15 protein-coding genes are annotated in these 18479 nt (G+C 37.0%); 1 reads left to right on the top strand and 14 read right to left on the bottom strand.

The window, feature by feature from the left end:
• Position 1: 1 nt before the first annotated feature.
• From HMPREF9965_RS05525 to HMPREF9965_RS05540, 4 genes are all read right to left on the bottom strand, one after another.
• Positions 2–286 carry a DUF5962 family protein gene (locus tag HMPREF9965_RS05525; RefSeq protein WP_000969638.1) on the bottom strand — a complete coding sequence of 95 codons (285 nt, stop codon included), beginning with the start codon at positions 284–286 and terminating at the stop codon, positions 2–4.
• 74 nt (positions 287–360) lie between these two features.
• Entirely contained in the window at positions 361–6573 is a 6213-nt protein-coding gene (locus tag HMPREF9965_RS05530; RefSeq protein ID WP_000453512.1) for a DEAD/DEAH box helicase family protein, read from the bottom strand.
• Positions 6574–6620: 47 nt separating this feature from the next.
• Positions 6621–7031 (bottom strand): thrombospondin type 3 repeat-containing protein, encoded by a 411-nt coding sequence (locus tag HMPREF9965_RS05535; protein WP_000387505.1) that lies wholly within the window; start codon positions 7029–7031, stop codon positions 6621–6623.
• A gap of 150 nt (positions 7032–7181) precedes the next feature.
• The gene (locus HMPREF9965_RS05540) at positions 7182–7748 is read right to left on the bottom strand and encodes a PBECR4 domain-containing protein (RefSeq protein WP_000013901.1); all 567 of its coding nucleotides are present in this window, start codon (positions 7746–7748) and stop codon (positions 7182–7184) included.
• An 18-nt stretch (positions 7749–7766) separates the two neighbouring features.
• Here HMPREF9965_RS05540 and HMPREF9965_RS13155 point away from each other — a divergent pair, with 18 nt between their 5' ends.
• Positions 7767–7955: a hypothetical protein gene (locus tag HMPREF9965_RS13155; protein ID WP_071788347.1), complete on the top strand. Its 189-nt coding sequence runs from the start codon at positions 7767–7769 to the stop codon at positions 7953–7955.
• A 30-nt stretch (positions 7956–7985) separates the two neighbouring features.
• On the opposite strand, the gene HMPREF9965_RS05545 is transcribed toward HMPREF9965_RS13155, so the two are convergent.
• The 10 genes from HMPREF9965_RS05545 to HMPREF9965_RS05590 all read right to left on the bottom strand — a co-directional run bounded on the left by HMPREF9965_RS05545 (position 7986) and on the right by HMPREF9965_RS05590 (position 18477).
• Positions 7986–10799, bottom strand: coding sequence for a phage tail tip lysozyme (locus tag HMPREF9965_RS05545; RefSeq protein WP_000653453.1), 2814 nt, complete (start codon positions 10797–10799; stop codon positions 7986–7988).
• An 11-nt stretch (positions 10800–10810) separates the two neighbouring features.
• On the bottom strand, positions 10811–13168 hold the full coding sequence (locus tag HMPREF9965_RS05550) for a VirB4-like conjugal transfer ATPase, CD1110 family (RefSeq protein WP_000823786.1): 2358 nt from the start codon (positions 13166–13168) through the stop codon (positions 10811–10813).
• Complete coding sequence (locus HMPREF9965_RS05555; RefSeq protein WP_001097584.1) at positions 13119–13478, bottom strand: PrgI family protein; 360 nt, start codon at positions 13476–13478, stop codon at positions 13119–13121. Before HMPREF9965_RS05555 ends, HMPREF9965_RS05550 begins: the two co-directional genes overlap by 50 nt.
• Positions 13479–13531: 53 nt before the next feature.
• Complete coding sequence (locus tag HMPREF9965_RS05560) at positions 13532–14386, bottom strand: conjugal transfer protein TrbL (protein WP_001054255.1); 855 nt, start codon at positions 14384–14386, stop codon at positions 13532–13534.
• A 16-nt stretch (positions 14387–14402) separates the two neighbouring features.
• Positions 14403–14645 (bottom strand): hypothetical protein, encoded by a 243-nt coding sequence (locus tag HMPREF9965_RS05565; RefSeq protein WP_000627865.1) that lies wholly within the window; start codon positions 14643–14645, stop codon positions 14403–14405.
• 20 nt (positions 14646–14665) lie between these two features.
• Entirely contained in the window at positions 14666–16543 is a 1878-nt protein-coding gene (locus HMPREF9965_RS05570; RefSeq protein ID WP_025170820.1) for a VirD4-like conjugal transfer protein, CD1115 family, read from the bottom strand.
• On the bottom strand, positions 16543–17031 hold the full coding sequence (locus tag HMPREF9965_RS05575; protein WP_000093687.1) for a hypothetical protein: 489 nt from the start codon (positions 17029–17031) through the stop codon (positions 16543–16545). Before HMPREF9965_RS05575 ends, HMPREF9965_RS05570 begins: the two co-directional genes overlap by 1 nt.
• Complete coding sequence (locus tag HMPREF9965_RS05580) at positions 17021–17320, bottom strand: hypothetical protein (protein WP_000869753.1); 300 nt, start codon at positions 17318–17320, stop codon at positions 17021–17023. Before HMPREF9965_RS05580 ends, HMPREF9965_RS05575 begins: the two co-directional genes overlap by 11 nt.
• A 333-nt stretch (positions 17321–17653) precedes the next feature.
• Entirely contained in the window at positions 17654–18241 is a 588-nt protein-coding gene (locus HMPREF9965_RS05585) for a CPBP family intramembrane glutamic endopeptidase (RefSeq protein WP_000821303.1), read from the bottom strand.
• A 2-nt stretch (positions 18242–18243) separates the two neighbouring features.
• Positions 18244–18477 (bottom strand): hypothetical protein, encoded by a 234-nt coding sequence (locus HMPREF9965_RS05590; protein WP_000840776.1) that lies wholly within the window; start codon positions 18475–18477, stop codon positions 18244–18246.
• Positions 18478–18479 lie beyond the last annotated feature (2 nt).

The following is an 18479-nucleotide window of genomic DNA, read 5'->3' on the forward strand; positions in this document are numbered from 1 at the left end:
TCTAGTCAATCAATTGACAATAATGGGTGGCAAGAGAGGAATCAAACTCTTCTAATTTTTGAACTAAGTCCAAATACTCCTCTTTTTCATGTTCTTCAAAGTCCAAACCTCGATGATTTTGAAGAGCGATTTCCAATTGACTAGTGAGTTCTCGTTTAGAAAAACTGTAATCCCCCGTCACTTCCTCATAATGTTCCTTTAGTTCCTTGTAGGCTTGGTATTCTTCAGGCGTTTGAAATCCCTGTACCAAGGCCTCTTCTAATTGATAATAGGTATCTTCCATCATAATTATTACCTCGTTTCTTTCTATCTTTATTCTACCGCGCTTTTCTTTTCTTGTCCGCTATTTGTATCTATTTTTTAATCCAATTCAAAAGAAAGTTGTTCCTGCTTTTCGTTTCCTTTTTCATGGAATTGTCTTAAGGCTTGATCTATAATATCTAAATCCGTTTCTGTTTCAATCAATGGCGCGAGTACATCGTATTCGGCCTTTTTTGTTTGATAGTCCTCTTCCTTTGGAAAATTTTTCTCAATTTCTACCTTAGCAGTAGTCAATTTATCCTTTAATTCATCCAATAAGTTCTGTGTTTTCACTTGGTCCTCTTTAATGTGATCAATCGTATGCTGAAGCCTTTGAATTGTCCCCAAAGGAGAATACAAATCTAAACTGACAGAATACTGATTTTCTCCTACAATCTTAACAGAGAAGGTTTCAGGAAGAGGTTGATTTATTGGAAGACTAAGCATTTTAATGTCAAATCCTCGATAACTGGCTAGGGTACGAAATTCTTTGCTGTCAGCTTGATTATGACGGATAAGACGGTGTAGGGATTCACCTGCTTCAGCTCGTTGCTCAAAAGCCTGCTTACCTACTGTCATAGAAAATGCCTGGTCTTTCGACATTTCAGACTGTTGAATGTCGCATTCATACTTACTTAATCGTTTTTCAAGAATGGGAATATTTTCTTCACAGTAAGAGATTGTATGACGATAGTGATCCTTGCTGCGTTGAAAGGCGCGTCTTTGGTTTTCTAATAGGGTTAGATCATTCTCCAATTCCATCTTATGTTTGAGATAAGGATTACCTGTTGCTAGTGCCTTAAAATCAGAAGCTGTCATAGTCTGTTCATCAATATCTTCTGCAGCACGAATTGGCTCCTTAGAAGTCATAATTTGCTTAATATAACGGAGTTTGTTCTCCTGAGTTGCCCATAGATAATTATCAAACGAACCTTTGGTAATATAGTGGTAAATATCCACTTCCTTGTTTTCATTTCCCTGTCGGATAATACGTCCATTGCGTTGCTGAATGTCACTTGGTCTCCACGGTACATCCAGGTGGTGAACTGCTTTCATCTTGCTCTGAACATTTAAACCTGTTCCTCCTTTTTCAGTTGAGGCAAGGAGAATCCGCACCTCTCCTGCATTGACCTTTCGAGACAAACTATTCTTCTTTTCATCACTATTGGCATCATGTACAAAGGCAATTTCCTTACTAGGGATTCCTCTATCAACTAATAAAGCCTTAACCTCAGAATAAACATCAAAGCCATTGTCCTTTTTCTTAGGTGTTCCAATATCTGAAAAAATCATCTGAGTAGCCTTATTTTCCATTCCCTCACGATAAATTCTTTCAACATTATCCACTACCTGAAGTAGTTTATGATTGTCTGCTAGACTATAGCTAGAGTCCAATAAACGCATATCAATTGCTAGTTTTCGTGCCTCACCCGTAATTTTTAACATGTTATCCTGGCTCGGATCAACTGTTCCACATTTAACCGCATCTGAACGCATAACCAATTCTTCTAGATAGAGTTTCTGGTTTTCAGTTAATTCACTCTCAATAGGAATAATATGGGCTTCTGGAACAGGTAAATCCAACATATCTTGTGTTTGAATGTCGGCTGTTTCTTTATAAATTTTCATCAACTCAGGTAGATTGACAAACTTTTTAAATCGTTTCTTAGGTTGGTACTTATCCCCTGTAGGAGCTAATTCCATAGAGTTTTGAATTTCTCCAAAAGCACCTACCCAAGAGTCAAAATAATCAACTTGATAGCGTTTTAAGATATCCGGTTGAATGTAGTTCATCATAGTGTACAACTCACTAATAGAATTGGAAACAGGTGTTCCTGTCGCAAAGACAATATTTTTAAAATCATGTTCTTCCTGAATCTGTCGAACCTTCATTTCCATATCCACGTTCTTCTTAGAAGTTGTATTGGTAATTCCTGCTACATTCCCAAGTCCAGTAATTGGACGAATATTTTTAAAGTGATGTGCTTCATCCACAAAGAGAAAATCAATTCCTAAGTTCTCAAAATCAATAAAACTATCACGATTAAAGCGTTGGAGTTCTTCCAATTGTTTCTCTAGACCACTTATTGATTGCTCTGCTTCTTTAACAGTATACTTATTTTCAGAATGTGTTTTAATCTCTCGTAGTTCATTGAGTTTATCCTCTATATAATTCATCTGTCTTTCCTTACTGACAGGGATTTTTTCAAATTGAGAATCCCCAATGACAATGGCATCGTAATCTCCTGTAATAATACGTGACACAAATTGTTTTCTTCTCGCCTTAACAAAATCTTTCTTAGTGGTCACAAAGACTTTTTTAGTGGGGAAAAATTTCATGATTTCTTGGCCAAACTGAGCAGACAAACTAGAGGGCACCACATACAAGGGCTTATGAACCATCCCCAGCTCCTTTAATTTAAACCCAGCACCAAGCATGGTCAAGGTCTTTCCTGAACCTACCTCATGAGCTAATAAAGCTCTTTTTTCTTCTACGATTCTTTGAATGGCATTCTCTTGATGAGGACGAAGACTGATGTTTTGTGCCAAGCCATCAATGACTAGATGGCTACCATCATACTCTCGACTAACCGTTCGATTATAAAGACGATTATAACTTTCTTCGATGACTTGTTGGACTTCTGGATACCGTGAGACAAATTCTTGAAAGAGCTCTTGTAAATACTGCTCTTTTGCTCTTAGAACAGATGTTTTTTCCAAATCTGTGATGGTCTTTTTCTTTTCTCCTTCCGTAACAGTCATAGTAATCGTCGGTTGGTTTGAATTTAGTAAATTCTCAAAAATCTTTCTTCCTGTATCATAACGTGACCCACTGACTCCAAGACTACTATCTTTGGCACTTGGATAGCGATAAGCAAATGATGTCCTTAAATGAACCTGCCCATCAACAGGATTCACTTCAATGACTTGTTTAACATCTGGCGAAGACAATTCAAATTTACGATTAGTAAAACATTCAAAGGCAAATTTACCATAAACGGATTGAGGAATCCAACGTGACCCTATTTTAAACTCAATATCTGCCAGATGAATCCGTGGAGGGCGAACAGATTCTAACAAATCTAAAGCATGGGACCAGTCACATTCTTGGTTGTTTTCCTCCACTAATAGTTGAACTACTTCTATCTTGTTGAGAATGTCTCCTGATAAAAATTGGTTCTTAGAAAGATATTTTCTTTCTCCTCTTAAATAGCTTTCTGGATCCATTAAAACCTGGTCACCTAACTCATCTAAAATAGCAGCTTGGCTATGTTCAGGGTAAATTGATACCATATAGTCTAAATCAACCCCTCTACCATCCGATAAACTGGAGTTTAAGGCATCTAAAGCCGTTGATACTCTTGTAATCACTCTCTCTGGCCTAACCAATGCTTTCTCAAAAGCTAAAGATTTTTTATATTTTACTTTCTGATCTTTAGAATCGATGTATTCATCTTCTAAACTTGCAAGTAAAGAATACTTATCGTCACTATCAAATAAGTTTCGATTGACTGAGGCATTCAAGTATCCAAATTGACTTACAAAGCGGTCATAGTCACGATTGAGTTTACTAAGTAATACCTGAAAATCTGTTCGACTATAATCTGGATGACGTTGAATTTCAATTAAGGCTTGATAGGTCTCTCTCAAATCAACCATGCCCATAATACGACTAATATCCTTATCCGATAAGGGGTTTTCATAAAAGACAGTTTTTTTGAACAGTCCCTTATATTTCCCTCTTTTACTCGCTTCTTCTGACTTGTATACATCTAGTGCTTCCTCATCTGTCAAATGAAGTTGCACGAATCGATCTATTTTATGTTCAGACAAAGAACTGTTCCAAGCTTTAAAATCTCCCTTCTCATCTACATAATAACTAATTTCGTCTACTTTTGAACTTTTCCGAATGCCATGCGTATCTCGGTAATAAATTTGATTTCCCTCATATCCAAAAGAATAGAGCGCTAAGTCCTCACGTATACGACTTGGGATAGAATTATCCACTTCTTCTTTGATAAAAACAGGTGCTTTCAAAGAATTGTCAATTTGTTTAGGTGCTTCCACATTCTCGAATGCTTTCATTATTTCAGTAGCTAATGTTTCTGATACTCCCTTAACATTGAGAGTTCCTCCATTAAAATTACGTACCTCATATTCACCCAAAACTTGTGTATTGTATTTCCCATCAAAATAAGGATTGATCCAGACACGCTTATCCTCCTCAAAGGGAATAGAGCCACCAAAGACAAGCTCATCTTCATTAAGATTCTTTGCTTGATCCTTTTGAAAGAAGAGGAGGTCTGTGGTCACTCGAGTACCTGCAATCTTTTTAAAAGCCGTATCCGGCAAACGAACTCCCCCTAAAAAATGAGTGTTGGTTTTAATCTCTTGTAAGACATTATCTGTCCGCTTATCCATTGTCCCGATAGATGAGATAATCGACACTTGTCCTCCGTCTCTTACTAAATCAAGTGAGTGTTTGACAAAGTAATCATGAATCATATAAGGTTTATCATAGTTTTTATCGGCAATGCGAAAATTTCCAAAAGGAACATTCGTTAAGACTAAATCAAAACTATTATTTTGATAGGGAACATCTTCAAATCCTCGCACTTCAATATGGGTATTGGGGTGGAGTTGTTTTGCGATTGCGCCTGTCACACTGTCTAATTCAACCCCATAGAGTTCTGATTTATCTCGTATACTTCTAGGCATCGCCGCAAAGAAGTTCCCAGTTCCCATAGAAGGATCTAATATCCTTCCTCCCTCAAAACCATCATCCAGTAATTTTTGCCAAATCTGGCGAATAATCATTGGGTCTGTATAATAGGCTGTGAGAGAACTTTGTTTCATAGTGGAGTACTCTGATTTACTTACTAAACTCTTAAGAGTTAAACGTTCTGTTTCATACTTTGGATTGAGTTCATCGAAAAATTCATTGGCAAGACCGCCCCAGCCGACATACTTGGCTAGTAGCTCTTGTTCTTCTGGATTCGCTTGTCGTCCCTCTTTTTCTAATCTTTTAACAAGTTCAATTGCGGCGATATTCGTTTCAATTTTTTCTCGATTTGTCTTAGGATAAAAGTCCTCTAAATCATCTGGAAAAACAAAATCTAGAACAGGGACATCCGTCTCTTCTATGCCTACAATAAGCGTTTCTGTTTCCTTATCCTTTTCATTATCTTCTTCCAGATAGGAAAACAAATCTATTTCCTGGCTTTCACTTGGTGATTCAATCTCAATATCTGAATCTTCTTTTTCAAGTTCTACATGAGACAATACTTGTTCAATCTCTTCCAAACTGTTCAAGTATAAGATAGGATTCTCTTCAAATAACTGGTTGGAATCATTGAATAGCTCTAGGCGAACTAAGTCATTTAACTGTGCATTTTCAATCGAAACCAACTGAAATACTTGTCCTTTATAACTTACTTGTGAACCGATTGGATATTCCCTCAAAGCTTCTTCTACAATTTTATCGACATTAGAAAAGGAGTTAGTTTCTTCTGTTTCCTGTTCAATATCACTTGAAGGAGATAAGGATTCCTCTACTTGCTTAGACTTTTCTCTTATAGCCTTTACTTCATCAAAATGAGTAATAATCTTCAGCTTTTGTGTCAGTGGGAGTTGTGTGTAGTTTTCTTCATGATGGACAAGATTCGTAACGATATCTAAAGTAGCCATCAATTCTGAACCCAAATAGGCTAGAACATCTCCTTCTTTTTCTTCAAAATGAATCTCAAGAACTTCTTTTTTTAGTTCTTTGGAATCAACCATTAGAATAAACTCCTCTATATCTCTACTAATGCGGTCAGATAGATTATTTGCAACTCGATAGACATTGACTAAATTGACATCCTGATTCTGATGAAATACAAGCTCACTTAATGGTGTTAGCTTCTCTTTTTCAGATTGGATGTAAAATCGAGTGGAAAGGTTATAGGTTGCGACTTCTAGCACCAAGTTTTTCTCCCAATTACTTAATTGAGATAATTTATCTAAACCTACTTGTCCAAAATTTCTTGTGTAACTTTCTAGATCTTGGTCATTATTTTCAGAACTGGCCTCTAGAAAAGAAACAATATCTTGATGAAACGAATAGACATGAGGTATCTCTTCTATCTTCCCCTCTTCAGTCAAAAAACTCTCTACCAAATCCTGCCATTTCTCATCAAAATGTTGCGCTTGATAACGAAGAAATAGGGCCATTTTCTCTCTATCTTTTGGAATTGTTCCACGAAACATAGCCAATAATTGCATTACTTCCATACTTGCTCCTTTCATCTATACGAAAATAGGAGAATCACATGATTCCCCTACAACTCTATCTCCATTTCCACCTCTTGAGGACTGGTTTCTAAATCACTAGACAAAAGAGAAACGGCATCTGTTCTCATGTAGTAAGTATATAAGTCTTCTAGGTCTTGTTGGTTTTCAATCCCTGTTTCAATACTAATCAGAGCCTGTATAAATTCCTTATAGTGACTCTCCATCATATCTGAAATCTTTTGTTTCATTTCCATAAATACTGAAGACGGTTCAGTTATACTTATTTGATCTATGTTTTGTAAATCCTTTTCTAAGGGATTGGTTCCTTCTTCTACTTCCACTAAATCTGAACGACCATCACCATCAGAATCTGCGCTAAGAGGATTGGTTCCTAGCGCAAATTCTTGAGCATCAGTCAGTCCATCTTGATCCGAATCACGTTGATAAATGGCTTCCATATACTTCCTTCTTTCCTAGTTAATCTTTTTTCACTCCAATCCTACCAAATATTCCTTGAAAGAAGTATCACAACAAAAAAGAGAACGAGCCAAAACTGCGTTCTCCTGAAAATGATAAAAATATATTTTATGCCACAAAAGATATGTAAACTAATCTTTTGAATAATAAAAAAGTTCCGACGTTTGTAAATGTTTTGAGTAAATTGAAATTACTTTTTGACCTTTTGGAAATACTGTCTTTCTCTTCAAATCTAATAAAGATTGAGGAACAATTTTCCTTGATGTTTCTTTCAATGTTAATGCTAGTATCTGTTTTCTTGTACGTAGAGCATAATCAAACTCCAAATACAAATAACGTCCTGAACCAGTTAGATGAACATGCTTTCCCAATAACTCCTCAATGGATCCTAAAACTTGTAACTTTTGCATCGTGGTTCCATCTTTTTTTATCTTCAACTCATCAATTATGACATGTCTATTTAAACAATCGTCAAAGAAACTGCCTGCACCTTTTCGGTAATCAACACCACATAGGTGCATGAAATTAGTAGGTGAAAAATGAAGTTCAACACTTTCTATTTCAGTTTCATAATACATGATTTTGCCAACGAAGTGCTCTTTAAAAAAAGAAGCCGCAATTTGTAACTGAGTAAAAAAACGCTGAAGTTTTATTTTTTCGGTGTAATTTGGATTACGATAATCTCTAGAATTTGCCATATTTTCCTCACAAAAAAGGTGGTTTACAGAGTCTGTAAGCCACCTAGTCAGTCGGTTTATTCTGGTGTCTGCCACCGCTTGGCCCTTACGTCCAAGATTGCTATCGGATTTCGTTCTGGTGTCCGCCACCGCTTGGCCCTTATGTCCAAGATTACTATCAGATTGACCATGAGCCGACCACTCATCTACACTATTTATTTTACCTGAAAATAGCTAAAATTTCAAGTGTAAACTCTTCTATTTCGTAGTATAGGCAAAACTAATGGCGCTATCTGCTTGCGAGATTTTTCTAAAGGTATAGTTAGGGTTACCACCATAGTTAGTTTCGGACACGAGGAAAGAACCATCATCATAGACCTTCTCTACAAAAGCCACATGACCATAGTCTGCTGGTGTTCCATGTGTTCCTCCCACAAAAGAAACAATAGCACCTGCTCTTGGTGTAGAGCCAGTTTCCCCACCAAGACTTGAAGCTGTCGCAACCCAGTCCTGACCATTTCCCATAGTATTAATGATTGAAATCTTATCTCCATTACTTCCTTTTAATTTCAAGCCTAACTGGTTCATACGAGCCGCAACACCCCATGTACATTGTCCATAGGCATAGGCCATACCATCTCCACCACCAGGAACAGAATGATCATACAAGTCTCCACGAACACCTTCAAGGGATTGCGGGTCACTTTTTGCCTGTCCTCCATTTGTTTGGCTAAAGCCTTTTTCAATTTGGTAATACCATTCCGTTGCTCTGGTTTGTCTTTCCAGTAGTTTGTCACCAGAATTTCCCTCCCAATAGGTAAGGAAGAGTTGGGCTAGATTGGCTGCACTGCCCGTATTTCCAAAGAAATCCTTTAACCAACTTTGATAGTAAGGACTATCACCGTGAAGCATAAAATCAAGTTGGAGGTCTAAATCATACCATTTCTTATTTTGGGTGCGTGCATAATTTAACAAGGCTGTATGACGTGTTGAACCATCTGCGGTATCCGTCCATTGCCCTAACCCCAAACCTCTATGAAGTATATTAGGATAAGCACCACTATAAATGGCTGGACCTCCAATTGCTAACCAGGTTTCATCATCCCATGAGGAATCGGTAGCGCCAACAGGAGGAGATAAATAATCTCCCTCAGCTCGTTTTGGATTGATAGAAGATTCTACCGACCAATTTCCTAAAATAGCCGCAATGGCTTGGGAACTTGCCCCTTGAGATTTCAAAAAATCATAAATATGTTTTGCACGTTCAAACTCATCCCCACCAAACTGACCAATGGCAGGTAAGATAGTGGTCTGAAGTTGAATGACCTTTGGAAAATAAAATTGCGGATTGACATACACCAATTTTTCTTTCTTGTTCTTATACTTTTGATAGGAAACTTTCAAACCTGTATCGTCTGGTGTTTCACCAATAATATCACCCGTTAGGACTCTTGTCCCCTCAATCGCACGGCCATTATGAATAGAATACAAGGTCAATCTACTCTCATTCTCTCCTTTTCCGTTAGTGAGAATAACATTGTCGCCATCTAGAGATACAACTCCATCCATTGGTGCGACAATCGTTTGGTGAGCCTTTGCTTCTAGTAGAATGTACTCCTGAAGGGTAGGTTTTCCGTCTAAATCATAGTATCCATAACGATAAGTCATGGTTAGACTATCTTCGTTGCTTTTCCCCTCAAATGGATTGTCCAATTCCTGCATGGAAGCATACACACCTTCTTCTTTTAGTTCCTTCATTTCCTCTTGATCGTCTTTCGATAGTTTATACTTAGGAGTTTCATAGAGGTCTTGCATGGATTTCAAATCTTCCCCATCGTTTAAATCATGCCACAAAGTAGATAGATAATCCTTGTAAGTTTCTGTACTAAATAAGTGAACTGGTTTGTGTAACTCATAGTCATGGAATTTAAAGTTCATATACCCCATCACATCATCAACTTTTGTGTAATAGGTAATTCCTTTGTCATTTGTGCGAGTATGTTCTGCATCTTCCCAAGTTAGGTGGGTATAAGCTTTTGTTAATTCAAATTCATCTTGTTGAATCAAACTAGAAGATGAAAATCCTAAAAAGAAGCTCATTATAAGTAAAAGAAGAAAGACTATTCCTCCAACTATCCAGGTTACAGGATTCCCAGTCGCAAATGTAAAGAAGGAAAAGGCTGCTTTTAGTTTTTGATAGATATTTCGAACACTTGTAAGACCTTGTTTCTTTAATTTTCGAAACCGATTTTTAAAGGAACTTGGGTTATCTTTCGCTAGTTTCCATCCTTTTCCATCCTTAAAATGATGGTATCGCTCTTTTGTGTTGGTCAGTCTTTTCTTGGTAAAACGACCTGTTGCTTGTCCTGTTTTGACACTAGCTTTTCCGAGATTATAAGAAAGGCGACTGTACCGTTTCCCTTTTCTGATAGTCTCTTGAAGCGTGCGATAGCCTTCTAAATTTTCATTTTCTGAAGCTAACTCTCCTCCTTCACGTCCAAGAACATAAAGAAAAGTTTTGGCTTTCCTACTGACTTTTTTGGACTTATAGGCTTGTTTAGTAGATTTTAGATTTTCTTTTGCGGCCTTGACTTCTTTCTTAGCTTTTAATTCTTCTAAACTCTTCCCTTGAAAGAAAAAATTGGATTTTACTTTTGTTTCCTGACCGTAGAGAAATTTTGGATTGGTTTTTCTTTCTTTACGACTCTCTTTTCTTTCTTCTTTTGTTTGTACCTTGACTTCTCTAAATTGCTTCTTGGCTATTTTCAATCGTTTCCTAGCATGAGGCAATCGTCTGTCTCTTAATTCTTTCCGATTCAAAAGAGATGGAGAAGTATTTTGAAGGATGTGATTGTAGTCTTCATTTGCTTGTTTTACTCTAGCCTTTGAAGCTTCTCTCATCTCCTCTAGCTTTTCTTTTATCTCTTTTTTCCATGCTTTTTCATCCAGCACAGCAGAATCTTTTTTCTGTTTCTTCACCTCCTTCTTTCCTTGTTTCAAGAATTTCTTCTCATCTTTTAGACTTCTTCTAAATGCCTTTCGGGCACGTATGATTTCTCTTTTATCCTTCATTTACCTTCCCCTTAATTAGAAGCCATTTTATCAGGATCTGTACTCATGATATCAAACAATTGAGTACCTTGAGGAATCTTATTTTTAAAGGGTACGACAACTGAACCAGCTTTTATCAGTCCTGCCCCTTTTTCTGGATTGACAAGGTATTTTTCGAGTTCTTTTGACAAGCCTAAGAGTTGAACCAGTTCTTCTCGGTCATTTTTTGCTTGCTTGAGGAGAATCATAAATTCACTATTTGCAATAATCCGTCTACCATTTGGATCTAACAATAAGGTTTCGACATTTTGGGTTATCCCAGTCGGACTAGCTCCATATTTTCTGACACGACTCCACAATTTAAAGAAGAAATCACTGGCATATTTATCTAATAAGAGAAGCTGCATTTCATCAAAATAAATCCAGGTCTTCTTCCCTAATTTTTGATTCCGAACGACACGATTCCATATCTGATCAAAAACAACCATAAGAGCAATTTGTTTCAGCTCATCTCCTAACTTTTTAACATTATAGATTAAGAAATTAGATCCTGTCTGAATATTGGTCTTATGAGAAAAAATATCAAGAGAACCTTCGACATACAGTTCCATATCAAGTGCCAAATTCTGCGCTTCTTCTTCTGGTTGTTGGCTCAAGACAAAGACCCATTCTTCCAAAGAAGGCTCTTTAAATGACTGATAGGTGAGTCTGGTGACTCGGTCGATAATCGATTTTTCTCTTCCGTCCATTTTTCTATCCAATAACTTACCGATAAAGGATAAAAGAAATTCTGATTTTACCTTTACAGGATCCTCATCCATATTTTCCTCAGACAAGTCAAGTACATTGAGATAAGTCTGGGAATCGGGCGCAATATCAATCATTTCTCCCCCAAAAGCCCGTCCAATGACACTGTATTCTGCTTCTGGATCCACGATGATAATTTCAGTATTTTCACCAGATTCCTTGATTTTAGTCGTGATAATTTCATGCTTGGTTGCCATCCCTTTCCCAGCTCCAGATGTTCCTAAAATCAAACCAGACGGTGTATTTAATAGGCTGCGATCAATGGTAATAATATTACTTGATATTTGATTGATACCGTAATATTTCCCACTACGGTCTTGTAAATCTACTGAAGTCCAAGGTGAGTTCACTGCTACATTAGATGTTAATAAACTCCGTGATACGCCCTCTAAAAAATCACAACCAAATGGCAGCAAGCTATTAAAGGCTGCTTCTTGCATATATGGAAGTTTATCAATCATTAGGTCATTTGAGCCGGCCACTTGTTGGATAGTGTCTAGGGCTTGTTTGAGTTCTTCTTCATCCTGACCAAAGACCCCAATCAAGAAGACCGTTTGAAATAGTTTATCTCCTGTCTCGGTCATGGTTTTTAAGAGTTCCTCAGCTTCATCGATATTGCTTTCTAATACATGACCTACTTTTTCCAAATAGATACCTGTACGAGCTAGTTTTTGTTGTTCCCCAATCTTTTGGGATTCCATTAAGGTTTTCTTTGTTCGTAGTTTCTTCATGGCATCTGCCTTGGTCGAACTTTGAGCATGAAGGCTTACAATCAATTCCAGATCTCCTTGCATGAGGTCTCGGATAAACTGATCCCCTAATTCCATACCGTAGTCTCTCACATAGACAATCTGTAATAAGCGGTCATTGATTTGTAGGTAATTCTTGTTTTTAAAATCCAAGAGATTAGGTGCTATGAAGTGACGAGTTGTCTGGCCAGATCTCGTTAAATCACGATAAGAAAAAGGAAGATGGTGTTCTCCTCTAAGCATATCTGCCAACAAGTTCACCCGTTCTTCTCCAGTCAAGGATCCAAATCGAGCATCAATTTCTGAGAAACCACTCTTGAAATATTCGCCTATTTGAGACAAGGAACGATAGGCTTGTTTGGGATTAGAATCCTTTCTACCAAAACTAATCAGTTTCACAGCCGAAAAGTTATTTTCACCACTATCTAAATTTTGATTCATCATCCGATTCAATTCTTTACGATAGCTATCGTACCCATCTTCTTTTTCCTCATACAAAACACTGTGTCTGAATTTTTCTAAATTCAATCTTTTATTAAAAATGGTCAATTGGAAGTTGGTTTGGTCATCTAAAGAGTTAATCAAATCAGAATACTTCTCAATGATTGCGCTCTTATCTTCTAAACCAACTGTCTGGTAATTGACATCACCAAGTAAATAGCTTTGTGAAAAATAATCTTCTTTTACCTGCATCAGACCATTTTGATACAAGGCTTGATAGGAAAGAGTATTAGCCGTTGATGGTAACACTTCCTCTTTTTTATCTTTAACTTCTTCCTTTTTATTAGTCGTTGAAGTTTTTTGTTTCTTTAATGTATTTAATTTTCTTTTCATGTTCAAGTCCTTTCTTTCCTGTAATTGTGCGTAGGGGAACCGTTAGTTCAAAATGAAGACGGTATTTCAAATAATGTTCAAAATATAAATCATTGGGTTTATAGACTCCAAAAAGCAAGAGGGGGATGGTAAAAGCAAACACAAAACCGTAAACAAACCAATCTCCAAATTGCCAGAAAAAGAGATTCAAGCCCAAAACAATAATTGTGACAATAAAGGCTGGTATAACAAAGATGATTTGTCTTGTGGTGAAACCTAACCAAGCCCTGTGTTGGTATTTTGAGATGTCTTTAAAGACACGTGTATTCATGACTTTCCTTTCTAAAAAGGCTAAGAAGCAACCACTTCCTAGCCTTTATCTAATTACATACCTAAGATTGAGCGAGCCGTACGTTGAGAACCAACGAGGGCAATAATCAGTAAGATAGCTTGTACCAAACTACCAAACATAATCGCAAGTGATTGCAGGACTCCTGCACCATTTGAAACAGCTATTTTACCAGCAGATTCAAACAAAGGAACAAGAGAAACAATCAGAAAAATAAGAACCCCTTGTACCGCATAGACCATAATATTTTTTAAATAGCCTATACCAATAGACTTCCATTCATCACTTAAAAATGTTGGAATCGTAAGAGGGGCAAATGGGATCATAAGGTAGAGTTGAATAAATCGAATAGATACCAAAAGATTAACCATGGCTGCACTTACTATCCGAACAAGCCAAATGAGGAGGGCGAAAAAGCCCACAATCATCCGGCCAATAAATCCTGACCCTTTTAATCCAGAGATGGTATCATACTTTGACCCACCGTGAGCCACAATGGAAGCCACTTGTTCAATGGCGTGACTCGCAATCCCGATGATAGCTTCTACAATAACGGTAGTGTTGGTAATTACAACTGCGACCATAATATAACTAATCAACATCGGTGCTAATGCTTCAAAGGTCATCGCTCCTCCTGAGTTAGCAATTTTCTTTGCTATCTTCGAAAATTCTAAGATGAGAACAACTGATAAAATCGCAACTCCAAGGGGCTGCATGACACTTTTAGTAATACTAGACATATAAGTCCAAACTGTTGGATTGTAGCTAGATAGTGATTTAATCAGATCTACCGTAGATTGTAAATCCACATTAAATCCTTCAAATAAATTTTCAGCTGATATTTTTTCAGATGCAAGGTAAACAAAGGGTGAGACTAAACTAAGATTCATGTCATTGTTTATCCTCCTAAATTGAAATCTGGGTTACAAAGGCTCCAGCAGCCCCGACCATAACACCACCGACAATTTCAAGAATGGCATTCCGAACACCTGGTCCACCGTCTTTAATGTTGGTTGCAAGATTGACAATCCCAACAACAACGAGAAAGGCACCAACCGCAATCAATCCCTTCTGTAACAAAGACATAGCTTGTGCAAACATAGCACTTGCGTCTACTCCATAAACAAAACCTTTAAAATGCGTAATCATCTATTTCCTCTTTTCTATTTTTATTTTAAACTAGATTCAAAAGTTAAATCACGAATTCTAAGGCCTTCAAGATGATTTTCCTGACTTTGATTCAAAGGATTGATCTGATAGTTCCACCACCGTTCATCGTTTTCTTGATTGGCAAGGTACTTCCAGTTTGGATGCTTAGTTGAATTGTACTTTTTGCTTTTAAAGACAGGCATATTGGCAATTCGAACTAAGCATTCATGCCGTTTCATATTTCCGACTTCATCAGGTGTCATTAAATCACGAGCAATCTTTTGATGAGAAAGGGATCCTGAACCTGTTTGGCCAAAGGAACGACTAGTATTTCGAACATCAATGGTTTGTTTACCGAGTAACCCACTCATAAATTTAAAAGTATCTTCATCATTACCACCTAAGTAGACTAAGCTATCACAGTTCCCAAGAATAGTTTTCCAAGCTTCTTTTTCTTTATAGAGTCCTTGAAGTTGAGCAATATTTTGCAGAATAGGAACGAGACTCATATTCCGAGAACGGACTGTTGAGGTTTGTTCAGCAAAATCTGGGATTTCTCCGATATTTGCGAATTCATCTAAGTAGACTCTCACATGAAGAGGTAATTGCCCCTTAAAATCAATATCTGCTTGTCTTGTTAGAGTTTGAAATACTGTTGAAAAAAAGAGGGCTGAAAGAAAGCGAAAGGTACTATCGTTATCTGGGATAACTAAGTAAACCATTGATTTTTCCTTGCCCCATGTCTTCATATCAAGGGTATCTCTTTTGGTCAAATCCATGACACTTTGAATATTAAAGAGGGCAAATTTAGCAGTGGTTACAGCTATAACAGAATCCAGAGTCTTATCCTTATAATTTTGAAAATCTGCCCAATTTCGCATGGTAAAATTTTCAGTTCCATACTTTTTAGCATAATTTTCAAATAGAATTTCTAAGACACTTTTTTCTTGGTTTTCACCCTTGGATAAGTGTTTAATGAGTTTTGAGATTTCAGCAAAACTTGGATAACGCCCTCGTTTTTTTCGCTCTTCCACTTCTTTTTTTTGACGTTTCAACAAGTTTTGGTATTCCTTTTGACTTAAACGACTTTCTTCTATGAGCTGTTCTCTTGTTTTAGGTGGGTTATAGAAATCGACCAAGTAAGAGGCTAAAGCTCGTACCAAAGTCATAGAAGCTTCATCCCAAAATGGATCACTACGGGAGCCAGAGCCTTTGGTGTTATTGAAATAAACCGTCAGCATGCGATTCAAATCATTTTCTGTCTCTATATAGCGAAAAGGATTGAAGCCATCTGAGTTCTTCATATTGACTAAATCTAACACCTTTACTTGGTAGCCATGTTCTAAAAAGAGTTTGCCTGTTTTTTCGGCCAAGTGGTCTTTAGGATCAACTACAATATTAGAACTATTCATCTGAATAAGATTGGGTTTCACAAAGCGAAATGTCTTCCCACTTCCTGAACCTCCAATCACCGCAATATTCTTATTCCTATCATATTGGGCTGGTTTTTTATCTAATAATGTCAGACGAACATCTTGTGCTAAGATCGTATCATGAGAAAATTCCTTACCGTAAAAGAGCTTCTTTTCTTTTAGAGTTCCAAAACGGGCGCTCCCGTATTCTACCCCTTCTCGGTATTGTTTTTTTCCAGTCTCTAAATAGAGATAAACCAGCAGCATCATCACAAAGCCTAGTAGAAAAAAAGCACTTGATTTTCCAGTAAAAGAAATATTCCATGGCGACTGAAGAACTTCATCTTGACCCTCCATCAGAAGATGAGTCCATTTATTTAAGCTATTTCCAGTATAGGAATCATACAAAAGCGTCAAACGATGAAAAAGATAGCCTAGTAAGATGCCTAACAGTGAGAATAGTAGGAATTTCTTTCCACTGTACATCATCTCACCATCTCTTTCTGTTTGACGGCCCCTTCTTGTCTAAAGGTAATTTGGGATTTCGCCTCATCAATTGCATCGTCTAATGACTTATCCATAGTAAAATCAGCTAATTTCTCCGGATCATTAACCATTTTTTCTAGCAGATGGTCTAAATGATTGTCTAGAATCGAACGGTCTTTCGTATAGAAATGTAGAGAATCCCCTTGCCAAGCGATGGCTAAAGGAATCTCTTCTTTTTCTAAAAAAGCTTTAAATTTCTCTATATCAATTGGTTTGTCTAAAAAATCTTTTTTCAGATTAATCGTGTCAATCGAATAAGGAGATTGTAGCAATTCTTCTAATTTCTGCACCCCTATCTTATAGGCGGAATCCTGTGCTAAAGCCTGACGTCTAGACCATTCTAGAATCTTTAAGAGACTTCTTACAGTAAATAAAAGACTACGCTCTGCATATTGAACTGCCATTCGTTCCTGTTGTTCAGAGGACATCTGAGGCCTCCTTCTTCACAAATAGCAGCTTTCCTTCTTTATAACGATAAGCTATCAATTTCTGACGTTGCTTAATCGACTTGACAACCTGCAGTAGATCTCTCGAATAAGGTTCTCGAAGAGTAACTTCTACTGCTTTTCCATCAAAGATACCAACACGTTTAAATTCAATGTAGTCTTTTTTGAGATGTCCTAAGCCCATACCAAAAGGAAAGTGATGAATCAATTGGATGGTACAACCACCTTTATTTCCCATTTGTTTCAAATCATACAAGTTTACTACCTTCATGATTAACTCCTTTATCTAGTTTGTCGCATCGTTTAAGTCTGGTAACGATAAACTCCGTGTCTGTTAGAAAATTCTCACACACGTCTTGTGCCAGTTGCCCTTCACAGGGAAATACTCTCAGTCCCTACTTACACAGGCACGCTAATCAAGACGGAGTGAATTCAATTTTCAAAGAACAGGTAGCTTTATTATAGATAAGAGTAGTTGAAATTTTTATCACATTTTTTATTTTCCTGTAGAGCTAAATTCATACTAAACAAAGATCTTGAAATAAAAGACTAACATTGTTACATAACGTTAGCATTTCATTTCCCTAAAATAAGCTAATTTTGTCTAAAAAAGCAGCAAACTATAAACTAGTAGGTTCCACACCAAATGTAGACCCATACTTCCCCATAAGTCCGATTTATAGCGCACCATCCCTAAAAAGATCCCAAGTGAAACATATAAACACCAAGCTAGAATGGTTCCTGGATGATGTACTAAGGCAAATAAAACACTTGTCAAAGCAACTCGAATATCTAATTTTCTGACCAGGTTCCATAAAATTTCTCGATACAGAAATTCTTCAACCATACTCGCATTGATTAAGAACAATAAAAATGAAAACCAAGGAACCTGATGTTGAAGGCCAATTAAGTTTGCTTGATTCGTGGTTCCTTGAGCATGAATCAGACTAAAACATAGGCTTATAATCAGTAGGCTAACGAATCCAATACCAAGCCATTTCATCCTAGTTTTCATATTGACCTTGACCACTTGTTTTCGTTGGCCATACATCCATAAAAAAGAAATGAGCGACGCACAATAGAGAATCTGTAGTATGGTTAACTCACCAATACAAAGCAATTTCAGTAAGTATAGGGATACCAATAAGACATTTACTTGTTGGAATATATAAACTGGAATTATTCTTTTCATAGTTACCTCCGAAATAAATCTTCATAATCTAAATCTAATACCTGCACAATCCTTTCTACCCATGGACTTTGAGGCATTCGTTGTTCCATCTTGTAGTGGCGTATTTTTTGATACAAACGATTCAATTCACTTGGATAGTGAAACTCTCCCGCAAACATTTTTCTGGTTAACTCAATCCAGCTAATATTTCTTTCAGCCAAAATAATGGACAAGTTCTCCCAAAATCGTTCAGCCATAT

Origin of the sequence: Streptococcus mitis bv. 2 str. SK95, assembly GCF_000222705.1 — a bacterium.
GTDB classification, from domain to species: domain Bacteria; phylum Bacillota; class Bacilli; order Lactobacillales; family Streptococcaceae; genus Streptococcus; species Streptococcus mitis_AY.